The sequence below is a fragment of the Duganella sp. GW821-FHT07G03 genome (assembly GCF_059418605.1).
The window spans coordinates 80,912-96,784 of record NZ_JBWKQE010000009.1; the positions used below are offsets into that span (position 1 = coordinate 80,912).

Sequence of the window (15,873 nt, forward strand, 5' to 3'; positions counted from 1 at the left end):
ATCCTCCTATGTGATGGCCGCTATTTTAGCCCGCGTCCAACATGTTAAGTAAAGTATTGTAAATAGCAATCATTCTTACTTATGCCGACTGTAAAATGGCAGCCTTTCAACGACGAACAAGATGGCGCCGATGCATCGGGCCGCCCCACCATGCACAAGATATTCCTGACCGCCTGCCTCGCCGCGCCGCTGACCGCCCTCGCCCAAACCCAGCCTGCCGCCGACAAACCGGACGCCAAGCCGACCACCACGGCCAAGCCCAGGGAACCGGCGCCGGTGCTGCCGTCGGTGACGGTGGCCGGCGAACGGCCGACCAACCGCATCGACCGCCAGGTGTACGACGTCAAGTCCGACATCAGCAGCACCAACGGCACCGCCGCCGACGCGTTGAACAACGTGCCGTCGGTGGCGGTCGATCCGGACGGCACGGTCACGCTGCGCGGCAGCAGCAATGTGCAGATCCTGGTCGACGGCAAGCCGTCCGCCATGCTGCAGGGCGACAACCGCGGCCCGACGCTGCAGGCGATGAACGCCGACGATATCGAATCGGTCGAAGTGATCAACAATCCCGGCGCGCAGTTCGGCAACGAGGCCGGCGGCGGCCCCATCCTCAACCTGGTAATGCGCCGCAACCGCAAGCCGGGCGGCTTTGCCAACCTCAACGCCAACGCCGGTTATGCCGGGCGCTACAACAGCGCCGCGTCGGGCAGCTACAACGAGGGGCCGTGGGGCTTCCAGGGCGGCGTCAACGTGCGGCATGACGGCCGCAATTCCACCGCCGTGGTCAGTCGCGACCGGCTCGATCCGGCGACCGGCGCCTTCGTGCACAGCAGCCAGAGCTCGTCCGGCGCCGGCCTGAACGACATGGGCGGCGCGAACGGCACCGTCAGCTACAACCTGGACCAGAGCGACACGCTGACCGCGAGCGCCACCTACATGGGCCGCGGCAACGACCAGCGCGGCGTCGACCACTACGTCAACGGCGCCACCGCCGGCTTCCCCGCCACCGACTACGTGCGCACCACCGCGCGCGACGGCGACGCCAAGAACTTCAGCTGGGGCGGGCGCTACGACCACAAAGGCCAGTTGCCGAACGAGACGCTGAAGATCGACCTGCGCGTGTCGGCCTCCGAGAACGACAGCAACAGCGCCTACGCCAACGACTACGCCGGCGGCATCCTGCCGGACAGCCGCGCCCACCAGCGCAACGACAACAGCAGCCACATCGTCGACTTCACCGGCGACTACGAGCGGCCGCTGGCCGGCGGCAGCCTCAAGGCGGGCTACAAGGTCGCCACCAACAAGAACAACTTCGACACGCTGTACACCGACATCGATCCGTTGAGCTCGGTCGCCGTGGTCAACCCGGCGCGCAGCAACCGCTATGAGCTGGAAGAGACGGTGGTCGCGCTGTACGGCTCCTACCAGCTCAAGCTGAACGATACTTGGGGCGTGCTGGGCGGCCTGCGCACCGAGCACACCGGCATGGACATCCACCAGATCACCAGCGGCGTCGAGGCGAAGAACAACTACACCAATTTGATCCCTAGCCTGTTCGCCACCTACAAGGCGAGCGAGACGGCCAACATGCGCTTGGCCTACGCGCGCCGCATCCGCCGCCCGAACGCCAACGACCTCAATCCCTACGTGGTGTATCGCGACGAGTTCAACGTCTCGTCCGGCAATCCGATGCTCAAGCCGACCAAGACCGACTCGTTCGAAGTGGGCTACGAAACCAAGGTCGGCGCGCTGGAAACCAATCTGCGCGGCTACTACCGCAAGGACACCGACGCCATCGTCGACTACCGCACCTTCATCGCCAACAACGTGCTGCTGACCACGCGCCAGAACGGCGAAGGCAGTCATGCGAGCGGATTGGAATTCACCGTCAGCGGCAAGCTGACGCCGTCGCTGACGCTGAACTCCAGCGGCAACCTGGCGCGCAGCCAGCAGACCACGCAGGACGACAGCGGCGCCCTGGTCACCCGCACGGCCAACTCGCTGAGCGGCCGCGTGCGCCTGAACTATGCGTACAGCGCCGCCACGCAAGTGCAGATGGCCTTGCAAATGCAGGGCAAGACGCTGTCCGGCCAGGGTTACCGCTCGCCGAACAACACCTTCAACCTGAGCGTGCGCCAGGCCGTGACACCACGTCTGAGCCTGGTAGGCACGGTCACCGACCTGTTCAGTACCAACAAGATGGAGACCGTGATCAACAGCGCCATGCTGCGCGAGACCAGCACCCGCCGCTTCGACGGCCGGGTGTTCTACCTGGGCCTGTCCTACCGCCTGGGCGGCGCCGCCACGGCGGCCGACACGCACAACGAGCCACGCTTCAGCCCGCCGCCGGGCGGCCCCGGCCGCGGCGGCCCGTCGGAAGGCTAAAACCACGGGGGTTGTTATTTCATCACCGCCACTTTTTCGCGCTTGGCGTTGCGGAAGGTGTAGATCGTCAGCACGCCATCTTTCACGTCGCCGCGCGCGTCGAAGGTGATGTTGCCGGTCACGCCTTTGTGGGTGATGCCAGCCAGCGCCGGCAAATACTTGGCCGGCTCCGGCGAACCGGCTTTCTGCATCGCTTCGACCATCGTCATCAGCGCATCGTAGGCGTATGGCGCGTAGGTCTCGACGTCGATGCCGAATTTTTTCTTGTAGGCGGCGCGGAAATCGGCCATGCCCTTTTCCTGCGACGGCTCGACCCCGCCCGCCTCGGCGCAGATCACCTGGCCGTCGCTCATGGCGTCCCCCGCCAGGCGCGGCACCGAATCCGAACACATGCCATCGCCGCCCATGAACTTGAGCGGAATCGCCAGCGCCTTCATCTGGCGCAGCATCGGCCCGGCCACCGCGTCCATGCCGCCGAAGAACACCATATCCGGCCTGGTCGCCTTGATGGCCGTGAGGATGGCGCTGAAGTCGGTCGATTTGTCGGTGGTGAACTGGGTCGACACTACGGTCGTGCCCGACGCGCCGCCAGAACGCTTGACGTTCTTGACGAATTCATCGACCAGTCCCTTGCCATAGGCGGTGCGGTCGTCGATCACGGCGATGCGCTTGGCCTTCACATTCCGCATCGCGTAGCGGGCCAACGCGGCACCCAGCTGCTCGTCGTTGGCGATGTTGCGGAACGCGGTCTCGTAATGCTGGCGCGTGTACTGCGGATTGGTGGCCGACGGCGAGATCTGCGGAATGCCGGCGTCGTGATAGATCCGCGAAGCCGGGATCGTCGTGCCCGACGTCTCGTGGCCGATCACGCCGTTGACCCTGGCGTCCACCAGTTTCTGCGCGGCGGTGGTGCCCTGCTTGGGATCGGCGGCATCGTCTTCCGGCTGCAACACGATCTTGTACTGCTTCCCGCCGATGAGCACGCCCCTGGCGTTGAGCTCGTCGACCGCCATGCGCGCGCCGTTCTCATTGTCCTTGCCCAAATGGGCGATCGGCCCCGAAGTCGCCGCCACGTGGCCGATCCTGATGATCTGTTCCGCCTGCGCGCCGCTGGCAACGACGGCCAGCGCAAGCGCCTGGCCAGCTATTTTTATTGTTGATCGCATAAGATTATTGAGCCATCCTCACTGGTGAATTGGACAAGGATACCACCAGGCAAATATGTGTGCAGTCGTGCGTACTGACTTCTCTATCTGAAGTAGAATAACAAATCGAAACATTTGCCATAGAGACACTTTGCATGGAAACATCACAACGCATCGCCCGCTCCAAGCCGCTGGCGACCACCGCAATGCACGGCCGGGTCGACGCCATGAAGGCGCGCGGCGAGGACGTGATTGACTTCTCCATTGCGATTTCGCATTTCCAGGCGCCGGAAAGCGTGCTGCAAGCGGTGCGCGACGGTCTGAAACAACCCTCCCTGCCCTACACCACGGTCGGTGGCGACGCCGCCATCCGCGCCCGCCTGGCCGCCAAGGTCTCCAGCGAGAACGGCATCGCCGCCAGCGCCAGCGAAATCATCGTCACCAACGGCGCCAAGCAGGCCTTGTACCAGGCGCTGTACGTGATGGCCGATCCCGGCGACGCCGTCATCATCTTCAAGCCGCACTGGCCGGCCTACGTCACCACCTGCAAGCTGCTGGGACTGGAGCCGCTGCTGGTCGATTTGCCGGCCACCGTCAGCACCGAATTCCTCGACAGCCTGCCGCCGGCCAAGATCCTGATCCTCAACAATCCGCACAACCCCACCGGCGGCGTGCTGCGGGCCGACGACATCGAACGCATCGCCGGCTGGCTCAAACGCACCGGCACCCGCGCCGTCGTCGACGAAAGCTACGAAAAGCTGATCTTCGAAGGCGTCCATACCAGCCTGGCCGCGCGGCCGGACTGGCAGCAGATCGGCATCGTCAGCATCTATTCCGCCTCGCAAAGCTATGCGATGATGGGCTGGCGCGCCGGCTTCGCGGTGGCGCCGCCCCACATCGTCACCGCCATGGAGACGCTGCAAGGCCCGATCACCGCCGCCGCGCCCATGCTGATCCAGCTGGCGCTGGCTTCCGCCTTCGAATCGGGCGAACCGACGGCGATGCTGCATGAATACCGCCAGCGCCGCGACCTGGTGCTGGACATGGTGCATGGCTTGCCCTGGATGACCATGCGCTGCCCGGCCTCCGGCCCCTATCTGTGGGGCGACGTCTCGGCGCTGACCATGGACACCCGGCGCTTCGCCGAGGAGCTGTTGAACGAATACTCGGTGGCGCTGATGCCTGGCGAAGCCTTGGGTGCGCCCGGCTTTATCCGCATCGGTTATATTTCGGACGACATCGCCACGCTGCGGCGCGGCGTGCAAGCGATCATCCGCTACGGCAACGCACGTTATCGGGCCCGTTAAGCACCCAGCATGGCCTTTCTTCTCTTCCAACTCAATAGCTTGCGCAGCCGCCTGATCCTGCTGGTGGCGCTGGCGATCGCCCCCATCGCGGTGATGACGCTGGTCAGCGGCTTGCGCGAACGCCAGCACGCGGTGCAGGTGGCCGAAGAGAACCTGCAACGCCTGACCAACCTGGCCGCCGCCAACGAAGCGCAATCGATCGAGGGCGCGCGCCAGATCCTGCGCGACCTGGCCAGCATTCCCGACCTGATGGGCGACCAGGCCCATTGCAGCCGCCTGCTGGCCAATATCCGGCAGCAGAATCCCGACTATGCCAACCTGGGCCTGATCCAGCTGAACGGCGACGTCACCTGCAGCGCCATCCCCTCGGCCACGCCGGTCAACCTGGCCGACCGCTCGCACTTCCGCCGCAGCGTGCACCTGCGCCGCTTCGTGGCCGGCGGCTACGTGTTCGGCCGCGTGATCCAGAAGCACACCGTCAACCTCACCTACCCGCTGTTCGGCGACGGCGACCAGGTCAGGGCCGTGGTGTTCGCCGCGCTGGACCTGACCAAGCTGGATCGCTTCGTGGCCGACATCAAGCTGCCGCCCGGATCGCTGCTGCTGACGTCCGACTCGGAAGGCAAGATCATTTCACGCAAGCCCAACCCGGAGCCATGGTTCGGCCAGATGATATGGCCGGAAATGCGGGCCGCCATGGCCGGCGAACCGGGCAAGCCGGTGCTGCTGACCGGACCGGACGGCGTCGAACGCCTGCACCGCTTTGCCCGCGTCGGCAACAACGGCTTGTCCGACTACACCGTCACCATCGGCATTCCGGCCGACGACATCACCGCCGCCGCCCGCCACGACCAGCTGCTGGACATGTCGGCGCTGGCCGTCACGCTGGCGCTGGCGCTGCTGGCGGCCTGGTTTGTCGGCGACGTGCTGGTGCTGCGCCGGGTCAAGCGCCTGGCCACCACCGCCAACAGCATCGCCTCCGGCACGCTGGGCGCGCGCAGCGGCATCGTCTACGGCAACGAGGAAATCAGCGAACTGGCGCGCGCGCTGGACGCGATGGCCGAAGCCTTGCAGGCCAAGGAACTACAACACATGAAGGCGGAAAGCCAGCTGCGCCTGGCCGACCAGCGCAAGGACGAATTCCTGGCGATGCTGGCGCACGAGTTGCGCAACCCGCTGGCGCCGATCAGCGCCGGCGCGCAGCTGCTGCAAAGCGGCCACGCCACCGCTGCGGCGGTCGAGCGCACGGCCAGCATCATCGTGCGCCAGGTGCACCACATGACGCGCCTGGTCGACGACCTGCTCGACGTGTCGCGCGTGACCCGCGGGCTGGTGACGGTGACGCGTGTGCCGCTCAACGTGGCCGACGTGGTGGCCGACGCCGTCGAGCAGGCGGAGCCGCTATTCAAGAGCAAGCATCAGCAGTTCAAACTGTCGCTGCCGGAGCTGCCGCAGCAAGTCAGCGGCGACCACAAACGGCTGGTGCAGGTGCTGGTCAATGTGCTCAACAACGCGGCAAAATACACCGCGGTCGACGGCGACATCACATTGGCGGTACAGGGCGGAGACGGCGTGGTGCGGCTGGTGGTCGGCGATTCCGGCATCGGCATGGCGCCGGAGCTGCGCGCCCGCGTGTTCGAGTTGTTCGCGCAGGCCGACCGCAATCCCGACCGCTCGCAAGGCGGGCTGGGACTGGGACTGGCGCTGGTCAAATCACTGGTGGAGCTGCATGGCGGCAGCGTCTCCGCCGACAGTCCGGGCGAGCAGCAAGGCAGCACCTTCACCATCACGTTGCCGGGTGGGCCGGGCCAGCATGCACCGGCGATGGCCGGGCCTGCCGCCGCCGGCGCCAAGCTGCGCGTGCTGGTGGTGGACGACAACATCGACGCCGCGCAGACGCTGCAACTACTGCTCGACGCCTCCGGCCACGAGGTGCTGGTCGCGCATACCGCGCTGGAAGCGCTGGAGATCGCCCAGCGCACGTCGCCGGAACTCTGCCTGCTCGATATCGGCCTGCCCGACCTCAGTGGCAACGAGCTGGCGCGCGGCCTGCGCGAACTGCCGCAAACGGCCAACGCCACGCTGGTGGCGGTGACCGGCTACGGCAGCCGCGAAGACCGCGACCTGGCCAGCGAGTCCGGCTTCGACCACTACTTCGTCAAGCCGGTCGATGTCGACGCGCTGCTGGCGTTGATCGGCAAATTATCGCCGGCTACTCCCACGACTTAGCGATACGTTCGAGCTCTCCGCTTTTCTCCAGCGTCTGCAAGGCTGTACGCAGGCGCTCGACCACCGCCGGATCGACCTGCCTGCCGACGACGAAATACAAAGGGCTGACAGCCATGACGGTCGGCAGGATCTTGAATTTGGCGGCCAGGCCTGAGCGGTCGAGCACCGCCTGCAAACCTGGCGTCCGATGGAGGAAGAAGCGGCCCCGGTGGGCCAGCAGCTTTTGCAGGTTAAGTTTAGGATCGGCGGCACCGGCATCGATTTTGTCGACGCCCGCAGACTCCAGCACCATCACGGCGGCGAAGCCGCGATTGGCCAGCACCACATTGTCCGGGGCCAGTTTGCGCAGGTCGTCCCAGTTGGCGACCACCGCCGCGTCGTCGCTGCGCGCGATCAGGTAGTAGCGGATCGAGAACAACGGCGGACCGATAAACAAATATTTCTTGTCCCGTTCAGCCGAATGCGAAAGACCGCAGGAAGCATCCTGCACGCCACGGTCCAAACTGGAGTAAATACGGGGCAAGGGCTGCCAGAACTGGTCCCCGACGAATTTCAGGCCGGGATCCAACCTCTCGACGGCGCGCATGATGTCGATGCAAATGCCGACCACCCGACCGCCCGCCGCGCCGGCGTTCTGGAATTTTGGCTCGGTGCCCTGCTGGGCTGCTGTACGGATTTCGGACGCACCGACACCCCCGGCCGTTGACAGCAAGGACAACATCGCACTGAGTACAACAACCCTGGTCGGCACACGTAGCATCGGCCCATTGTAGCGCGAGCTTACCGCCTCGTCACCAATTGCCGGCGACGCGGTGGCCCGGCTCAGAACTGGATGGTTTTCAGCCGTTTGGTTTTGCCGTAGTGTTCGTCGAAGCCGTACACCTCGATACCCACCTTGCCGCTGGCATGCACCTTGACCAACGCCCAGGCGTAGGCCCGGTCCTGCGGATTGCGGCTGTCCCCGGCCTTGGCGCTGAACGGCGAGCCGCCGGAACCCACCATCACCTGCCACGCCTTGCCGCCGTCGGCGCGCGCCGGCTGCTGCGCGTTGAAGATGTGCTGGTGGCCGCAGAAGTAGGCGCCGCCGTATTGTTCCATCACCTGCCAGAAGGCCTTGGCGTTGTCCGGATAGATGTCCATGCCGTCCGCCTCCACGCCGTCCTTGAAGTAGTAGGTGTAGGCCGGCTTGTGGCCGAACACGAAGAAGCGCCTGGCGCCGCGCGCCTTGGCCTGGCGGAAGTCCTCCGCCAGCCAGTGCGCCGGGCCGTGGCCGTCGTTGCCTACCGGGTCGGTGTCGATCACGGCGAAGTGGCTGCCGCCGGCATCGAAGGAGAACGTCAACTGCGACTGGCTGGTCTGGTTGCCATCCGGCCCACCCGCCGGCGGCGCGTTGCCGGCCTCGAAGGCACCGGCCTCGATGCCGGTGACGGCCTTCCAGCGGGCCGTATCCAGTATCAGGTCGCCCATGCTTTCGCGCCACAGCTCTTCATTTTCAAGACGCGCGATCTTGGTGGTCTTGCCGGCTGCGTCCTTGTCCTTGAACTGCATTTCATGGTTGCCGGTCACCGGCACCACGTAGGTGCCGCTTTCCATCAAGCCCGCCGTCATGCCGCGCCAGTAAGCGTACTGGCGGGCGATCGCGCTCTTGTCGGCGGTGTAACCCATGATCATGTCGCCGTTGAAGAACAAGGCCTTCGGCTTGGCCGCCTGGATCTCGCGCAGGATGCGCGACAAGGCGCGGGTATTTTGCAGGTAGACCTTGTCCTGCGCCGTCGCGGCGCTGGCCGGATCGGCGCGCGAGTCGCCCACGGTGGCGAACGACATCACCACCGGGTCGGCCGCCGCCGTCGCGGCGCCTTGGCCCAACACCAGCACCAGCGCCGCGCAACACAGCATCGTGGATATGCGCATGCCAGCCATCTTAGAAGTCGGCATTGAGCGACACGGTCCAGCTACGCTCAGGCACAAAGGTGTACTGGTCGAACGCCGCGCCCTTGCTGTTCGCGCTGATCGACATCGCGTCCTGCTTATTGAAGACGTTGTTCACGCCGACCTGCACCTTGAGCATCTTGACGACGCCGCCCACGCGCCAGCGGTAGCCGGCCGTGAAGTCGGTCACCGTGTAGGCGCCGATCTGGTAGGCGGCAGGTTCGCCGTCCTTGGCGTACTGGCTGCCGTTGGTCTTGGCGATCAGCGAGCCATACAGGCCGTGGTCCTTGTACAGCAGGCCCAGTGCGGCGGTCGATTTCGGCACCTTGGCGATCTGCAGGCCGGTGTCCTTGGCTTCGGCCTTGTTGACCGAACCGTTGGCATGCAGCGAGAAACCGCTGCCGACATAGTAGGTCGCCGCGCCTTCGATACCTTTGTAGACCACACCGCCCTGGTTGTAGTAGACCAGGTCATTGCCGGTGCCGGTCGAGGCGATCTTGTTGTTGAAATCGATGTAGTAGATGTCCGCATCGAAGGTCAGGTTGCCCGACTGGTGCACGGTGCCCAGCTGGTAGTTGGTGGAGGTCTGCGGCTTGGGCGTGCTCAGGTTCGGGTTATTCACGTAGAACATGGACAGGTCGGGCACCAGGAAGCCGCGCGCCACCTGGCCGTAAGCCGACCACTCCTTGTTGACGGCGTAGTTCGCGGTCAGGAACGGCAAGGTGGTGTTGTAGGTCTGGTCGGCCTTGGTCGGGATGCGCGTGCCCTGGTTGACCACCGCATCCAGCGAGCGCTTGAAGTTGACGTACTTGAGGCCCGGCGTCACGGTCCATTGCGGCGCCACCGCCCATTCGAATTCAACGAAAGGCTGGTACTGCTTCCACGACGAGTTCTGGTTGTACGAAACGTCTTTCGGCGCGGTCGCTTCCTTCGGGTTCGGTGCGTTCAGCGTCCAGTCCAGATCGAAGGTGTGGCGTTCGGTGTCCGAGCTCTCCAGCCAGACGCCGGCGCGCAGCAGGCCCGCTGGCAGCTGCTTGGTCAGTTTGAAGATGTCGCCGTTGACGCGATAGGAATTGAGCTTGTTGTAGCCGGGGACGTTCTTGTTGCCGGCCGCGCCGGCCTTGGTGCCGTTGGCGGTGGCGCCGCTGGCGTCCTGGCCGGAGAAGGTGTTGTTGTCGTAGGCGTAGGTGTAGAGCGTGTTGTCGATCACCCAACCGCCGTCCAGGTTCGATTGCAACCGGATGTATTCGAAGTCGGTGCGCTTGTCGTTGTAGTTGTAGCCGTAGTAGTTCTGGCTGGTCTTGTCGTTGTTGAGCGAGTAGTTTTTACCGAACAGCGCGACCTGGGCCAGCGTGACGCCGGCCTTGTCCGGCACATAGCTGTGGATCTTGTTATAGGTCGAGAACACCGTCAGCATGGTGTCCTTGCCCAGCGGCTTCTGCAACTTGAACTGGTAGTTGTCTTCCTTGACGCCGCTGTAGGTCTGGTAGCCGTCGCTGGTCAGGCGCGAGGCGTTGAACATCATGCGTGCGTCACCGAACTGCTCCAGCTGGCCGGAGTCGATCTCCGCGCCGAGGATCTTGGTGTTCCAGGAACCGTAGGTGGCATAAGGCGAAAAGCGGAATTCGGTCGCCAGCTCTTTGGAGAACAGGTTGATCGAACCGCCGAAGGTGGCTTGTCCCAGGTTGCTGGCGTTGCCCGGTCCGCGCTCGATCACCATGCCGCCGATGATGCGGGCCGGGAAGTAGGAGGTCGAGTGGTGGGTGGGATTGTTGGTGTCGCCGAAGGGAATGCCGTCGTAGGTGACGTTGTACTCGCCGTCCTGGAAGCCGCGCAGCGTGACCTTCGATTCGCCCAGCCCTGGGCCGTTGGACGACAGGCCGGAACCGACGCTCGGCGCGATGCGCGCCACCGCGTTGAAGTCCGCCAGCGGCGTGACCGCCTGCTCGATGAAGGTCGCGGTGATGATGGACTGCGGCTGCGTCGCCTTCAACGAGGCCTGCACCGGCGCGCGGTTGGCGGCGTTGGAGCCGGTGATCACCACGCGGCTTTTAATCGCTTCCGAATCCAGCGCGGTATTCGATACCGGCACATCCTCGATGGTCGGCGCGGCGGTTTGCGCCTGCACGCCGCCGGACATCAGGGTCAACGCGGCCAGAACGTGGGCCGACATCGTCGACAAGATCAAGTGCTGCTTCGGATTCTTCATATGACTTTCCAGTTTGCGGGGGTGTGAAAACCGGAAAGTCTAAGAACAAATTATGACAGCATCATGAATCGCATTGATACATCGTTGCCCATGTACAGGCCAAATAGCGCACGGCGGCGATTCTAGCAGAGCGTAAATTAACGCAGAATTAAACCGTCAACATGAATGAGATTAATACTCATTCATTATCCGGCAGGAAAAATAAACCACAGCTGGATTGCCGGATTGGCATAAAACCAAGGTATCGTGGATAATGCGAATTGTTGTCATTCCCATTTACCAAAAACGCATGCTTACACACTATTCCCGCGTCGCCCGCCTCCCCGCCGCACTGCTGCTGGCCAGCCTGGCCGCGTGCAGCGGCGGTGGCGGCGGCACCGCCGCGCCGTCGCCGACGCCGCCCGTCGTTAAGGCAGACCTGAGCCAGGCCGCCCGGCTGGGCGAACTGATTTTCAAGGACCAGTCGCTGTCGGCCTCCGGCAAGCAATCGTGCGCCACCTGCCACAGCCCGGACAACGCCCACGGCCCGACCAACAACCTGTCCGCCCAGCTGGGTGGCGCCAACGGCGACGTGCAGGGCTTCCGCGCCGCGCCGTCGCTGCGCTACCTGAACCAGAACCCGGCCTTCTTCTTCGCCAAGGACGGCACGCCAACCGGCGGCATCGACCGCGACGGCCGCGCACAAAGCCTGGCGGAACAGGCCGAGCGCCCCTTCCTGGCGCCGCACGAAATGGCCAACGCCAGCAAGCAGGAGGTGATCGATAGACTGAAGAAGGCCCCGTACGTCGAACAGTTCCGCGCCCAATTCGGCGCCGCGATCCTGGACAACGCCGAACAGGCCTTTGGCCGCATGACCTTCGCGCTGCAAAAATTCCAGTTGGAAGACGAGGCCTTCCACCCCTTCGATTCCAAGTACGACCAATTCCTGGCCGGTAAAGTGAAGCTGTCCGACCCGGAGCTGCGCGGCCTGGCGCTGTTCAACGATCCGGCCAAAGGCAATTGCATCGGCTGCCACACCAGTGCGCGCGGGGCCGACGGTGCAGCGCCGCTGTTCACCGACTTCACGTTCGACAATCTCGGCGTGCCGCGCAACAAGAAGCTGGCGGCGACCGCCGATCCCACCTACTTCGACCTTGGCCTGTGCGGCCCTGACCGCACCGACCTGGCCGCGCGCGCCGACTTGTGTGGCGCCTTCAAGGTGCCAACGCTGCGCAACGTCGCCACCCGCCAGACCTTCTTCCACAACGGCGCCTTCGACAACCTGAAGGACGTCGTGGCCTTCTACGTGCGGCGCGACACCAATCCGGAAGAGTGGTACCCGACCGGCGCCGACGGCGTGGTGCAGAAGTTTAACGACCTGCCGCCGCAATACCGCAAGAACGTCAACACCACCGAAGTGCCCTACAACCGCCAGCCCGGCATGGCGCCGGCGCTGTCGCCCGGCGAGATCGACGATGTCGTCACATTCCTCGGCACGCTGACCGACGGCTACAAATCCAACCCTTAATCGCAGAGACCTGAACATGAACAAGCACCTGATCGCCACCGCCCTCGCCGCCGCTTTCCTCAGCGCGCCTTTCGCCGCCACCGCAGGCGAGGCCGAACTGCTGGCCCGCATCGACAAGATGGCCGCCGAACTGGAACAGCTGAAGGCCGAGCTGAAAGCCAGCGTCAAAAAAACCGAAGCGGTGGAACAACGCCAGCAGGCGCTGGCCTCGGCGCCGCCACCGGCCGCCGCGCGGGTGAGCGCGCCGGTCTCCCTGGCCGCGGTGGAAGTACCGTCGGCGCCGGCCACCGTCTTCGGCGCCTACGGCGAAATCAACTACAACCGTCCGAGCAAGAACGCCAGCGGCGCGCAGGCCGACGTGCGCCGCGCCGTGATCGGCATCGAGCACCGCTTCGACCCGAAGACCAAGATGGTCGCCGAATTCGAATGGGAACACGCCGTCGTTTCCGCCAGCGACAAGGGCGAGAGCGAAGTCGAACAGCTGTACGTCGAGCGCGAATTCGGCAACGGCTTGCGCAGCAAGGTCGGCCTGTACCTGATTCCCATGGGCCTGCTGAACACCAACCACGAGCCGACCGCCTACTACGGCGTCGAGCGCAACTTCGTCGAGACGGCGATCATCCCGTCGACCTGGCGCGAAGTGGGCGTGAGCCTGTCCGGCGACACCGCCAACGGCCTGACCTGGGACACCGGCATCACCACCGGCTTCGACCTGGGCAAATGGGACGCCGCCGGCAGCGACGGCCGCGAATCGCCGCTCGGCTCCATCCACCAGGAAGGCCAGCAGGCCAAGTCGCGCGACCTGAGCGTGCACGCGGCGCTGAACTGGCGCGGCGTACCGGGCCTGCTGGTGGGCGGCTCCATCTTCACCGGCAAGGCCGGCCACAAGGCCGACGGCTTCACCGCCAACGACGCCCGCATCACGATGGTCGACCTGCACACCCGCTACACGCCGGGCAGCTGGGACCTGTCGGCGTTGTACGCGCGGGGCCAGATCAGCAATACCGAAGCGCTCAACGAGACCCTGGTCGGCAATCCGACGCCGGTACCGAAGAGCTTCGCCGGCTGGTACACCCAGGCAGCCTACCGCCTGCTGCAAGCGGGCGACTACACGCTCAGTCCTTTCGCGCGCTACGAGCAGTTCAACACCGCCAAGAGCTATGCCGCCGTGCCGCAGGGCTTGGGCGTAGCCGCGTCGCCGGATGAAAAGGTCACCACCGTCGGCGCCAACCTGAAGGTCGGCGAAGGCGTGGTGCTGAAGGCCGATTACCAGTGGTTCAAGGAGGACAAGTCGCGCGACCGCCTGAACCTGGGCATGGGCTTCGCGTACTGATATGCGCTACCGACTCTGGATACCTCTGGCGGCATGCGCCGCCGGCGCGCCGGCCTTCGCGGCGCAGTACCTGAACGCGGAACAGGCGCAGAAGCTGATGTTCCCGGAGGCGAGCGCGTTCCGCGAACAGGACGTTGCGCTGTCGCTGCCGCAGATGCAGCAGGTGGAAAAACTGGCGGGGCTGGCGGCGCGCTCGGTCAACTGGCGCGTGGTCGGCGCCTACAGCGGCGACAAGCTGCTGGGCTACATGGTGCTCGACGACGTGATCGGCAAGTTCGAGCTGATCTCGTACGCGGTCGGCCTCAATCCCGACGCCACCGTGCGCCAGGTCGAGATCCTGACCTACCGCGAAAGCCACGGCGGCGAAATCCGCCTGCCGGCCTGGCGCCGCCAGTTCGCCGGCAAGTCCGCGCAAACGGGCGGCTTGGCGGTGGGCGACGGCATCGCCAACATCAGCGGCGCCACCCTGTCCTGCACCCACCTGACCGACGGCGTGCGGCGCATTGCCGCCGTCGCCCAGGTGGCGCTGAAAAAATGATACGGCGCGCCCAGCCCTGGTTGGGCACCCTGGTCGAAATCACTGCCGACAGCGATCAGCCGGCGCGGTCACAGGCGATCACGCAGGCGTTCGCCGAGGTCGCGCTGGTGCACCGGCTGATGAGTTTTCATGACGCCGCCAGCGATGTCTCGCGCATGAACCGCGCCGCGCCGGGCGAACTGCTGGAGCTGCATCCGCACACCTGGCAGGTGCTGCAATTGGCGGCGCAGATGGCCGAACTGTCGCAAGGCCTGTTCAACATCGCCTGCGCGCCGCGGCTGGTGGACTGGCTATGCCTGCCGCGCCCCGACGACGCAGAGATGCCGACGTATCAACCGGCGCTGGCCGTCTACCGCTGCGAACAGGAGCCGCTGGTGCGCAAGCTGGCGCATGGCTGGGTGGATGTGGGCGGCATCGCCAAGGGTTACGCGGTCGATCTGGCGGTGGCGGCCTTGCGGCGCGCCGGCGCCGAGAGCGGCTGCGTCAACGCCGGCGGCGACCTGCGCGGCTTCGGTCCGTTGGATTGGCCGGTTGTCGTGCGCGACCCGCTGGCGCCGGGGCGCGCCGGTGCGCAACTGTCGCTGCGCGACGAAGCGCTGGCCACATCGGCCACCTACTTCTCGACGCGCCGGCACGGCGGCCGCCAAATCAGCGCGCTGGTCGATGGCCGCAACGGCGAGCCGCTGCTGATGGCCATCAGCGTCTCGGTGCGGGCGCCGCGTTGCGCCGTGGCCGATGCGCTGACCAAGGTGGTGCTGGCCAGCGGCGATGCGCAACACCCTGCGCTGGCCGCATTGCAGGCCTCAGCGTTTATAATCTGAGCGATGCATACTCACCGATCCCGTCCCCACGTCAACCTGCGCGTCGAGCGCTGGCACCGCCGCTGCATCTACGCCAGCTTCGCCGCCCTGCTGCTGAGCGGCGCCGCCTGGCTGCTGGCGCGCTATTTCTTCCGTCCCGTCGGCCAGTTCGGCGAAACCATCAACCCGCTCGAACCGTGGTCGATGAAGCTGCACGGCGCGGCCGCGATGGTGATGTTGTTCTTCCTCGGCAGCCTGATGAACGCGCATATTCGCCGCGCGCTCAAGGCCGCCCGCAATCTGCGCACCGGCTGGAGCATGATCGCCGCCATGCTGGCGCTGACCGCCAGCGGCTTCGGCCTGTACTACCTGGCCGGCGAAAGCAACCGGCCAGTGTGGTCGTCGGTGCATTGGGTGGTGGGCCTGGCCGCCGCCGTGCTGTTCGTGCTGCACGTGCTGCTCGGACGCCGGGCCGTGCGTCACCCGTAGAC

12 protein-coding genes are annotated in these 15,873 nt (G+C 65.3%); 8 read left to right on the forward strand and 4 right to left on the reverse strand.

What is annotated here, in order from left to right:
- Positions 1-81: 81 nt before the first annotated feature.
- Positions 82-2,385, forward strand: coding sequence for a TonB-dependent receptor domain-containing protein (locus tag AC07OK_RS14085; RefSeq protein WP_494690883.1), 2,304 nt, complete (start codon positions 82-84; stop codon positions 2,383-2,385).
- Between the two features lie 14 nt (positions 2,386-2,399).
- Here the strand turns inward: AC07OK_RS14085 and AC07OK_RS14090 are convergent, their stop codons facing one another.
- Positions 2,400-3,551, reverse strand: a complete 1,152-nt coding sequence (locus AC07OK_RS14090; protein WP_494690884.1) for a branched-chain amino acid ABC transporter substrate-binding protein — start codon at positions 3,549-3,551, stop codon at positions 2,400-2,402.
- Between the two features lie 134 nt (positions 3,552-3,685).
- Here AC07OK_RS14090 and AC07OK_RS14095 point away from each other — a divergent pair, with 134 nt between their 5' ends.
- The gene (locus AC07OK_RS14095; protein WP_494690885.1) at positions 3,686-4,837 is read left to right on the forward strand and encodes a pyridoxal phosphate-dependent aminotransferase; all 1,152 of its coding nucleotides are present in this window, start codon (positions 3,686-3,688) and stop codon (positions 4,835-4,837) included.
- A 9-nt stretch (positions 4,838-4,846) separates the two neighbouring features.
- Positions 4,847-7,066 carry an ATP-binding protein gene (locus AC07OK_RS14100; protein ID WP_494690886.1) on the forward strand — a complete coding sequence of 740 codons (2,220 nt, stop codon included), beginning with the start codon at positions 4,847-4,849 and terminating at the stop codon, positions 7,064-7,066.
- On the opposite strand, the gene AC07OK_RS14105 is transcribed toward AC07OK_RS14100, so the two are convergent.
- The 3 genes from AC07OK_RS14105 to AC07OK_RS14115 all read right to left on the reverse strand — a co-directional run bounded on the left by AC07OK_RS14105 (position 7,050) and on the right by AC07OK_RS14115 (position 11,204).
- A complete protein-coding gene (locus AC07OK_RS14105) occupies positions 7,050-7,787 on the reverse strand; it encodes a substrate-binding periplasmic protein (protein WP_494690887.1) in 738 nt (245 codons plus the stop codon). The genes AC07OK_RS14100 and AC07OK_RS14105 overlap by 17 nt on opposite strands.
- A gap of 101 nt (positions 7,788-7,888) precedes the next feature.
- Complete coding sequence (locus AC07OK_RS14110) at positions 7,889-8,977, reverse strand: metallophosphoesterase family protein (RefSeq protein ID WP_494690888.1); 1,089 nt, start codon at positions 8,975-8,977, stop codon at positions 7,889-7,891.
- 10 nt (positions 8,978-8,987) lie between these two features.
- Positions 8,988-11,204, reverse strand: coding sequence for a TonB-dependent receptor (locus AC07OK_RS14115; RefSeq protein ID WP_494690889.1), 2,217 nt, complete (start codon positions 11,202-11,204; stop codon positions 8,988-8,990).
- Between the two features lie 289 nt (positions 11,205-11,493).
- On the opposite strand from AC07OK_RS14115, the gene AC07OK_RS14120 reads away from it, so the two are divergent.
- The 5 genes from AC07OK_RS14120 to AC07OK_RS14140 are packed head-to-tail and all read left to right on the forward strand — an operon-like array spanning position 11,494 to position 15,871.
- The gene (locus AC07OK_RS14120; RefSeq protein WP_494690890.1) at positions 11,494-12,711 is read left to right on the forward strand and encodes a cytochrome-c peroxidase; all 1,218 of its coding nucleotides are present in this window, start codon (positions 11,494-11,496) and stop codon (positions 12,709-12,711) included.
- 16 nt (positions 12,712-12,727) lie between these two features.
- Positions 12,728-14,044: a putative porin gene (locus AC07OK_RS14125; RefSeq protein WP_494690891.1), complete on the forward strand. Its 1,317-nt coding sequence runs from the start codon at positions 12,728-12,730 to the stop codon at positions 14,042-14,044.
- Between the two features lies 1 nt (position 14,045).
- Positions 14,046-14,582, forward strand: coding sequence for an FMN-binding protein (locus AC07OK_RS14130; RefSeq protein WP_494690892.1), 537 nt, complete (start codon positions 14,046-14,048; stop codon positions 14,580-14,582).
- Positions 14,579-15,403, forward strand: coding sequence for an FAD:protein FMN transferase (locus tag AC07OK_RS14135; RefSeq protein ID WP_494690893.1), 825 nt, complete (start codon positions 14,579-14,581; stop codon positions 15,401-15,403). Before AC07OK_RS14130 ends, AC07OK_RS14135 begins: the two co-directional genes overlap by 4 nt.
- A gap of 3 nt (positions 15,404-15,406) precedes the next feature.
- On the forward strand, positions 15,407-15,871 hold the full coding sequence (locus tag AC07OK_RS14140; RefSeq protein WP_494690894.1) for a DUF4405 domain-containing protein: 465 nt from the start codon (positions 15,407-15,409) through the stop codon (positions 15,869-15,871).
- The last annotated feature ends 2 nt before the right edge of the window (positions 15,872-15,873 follow it).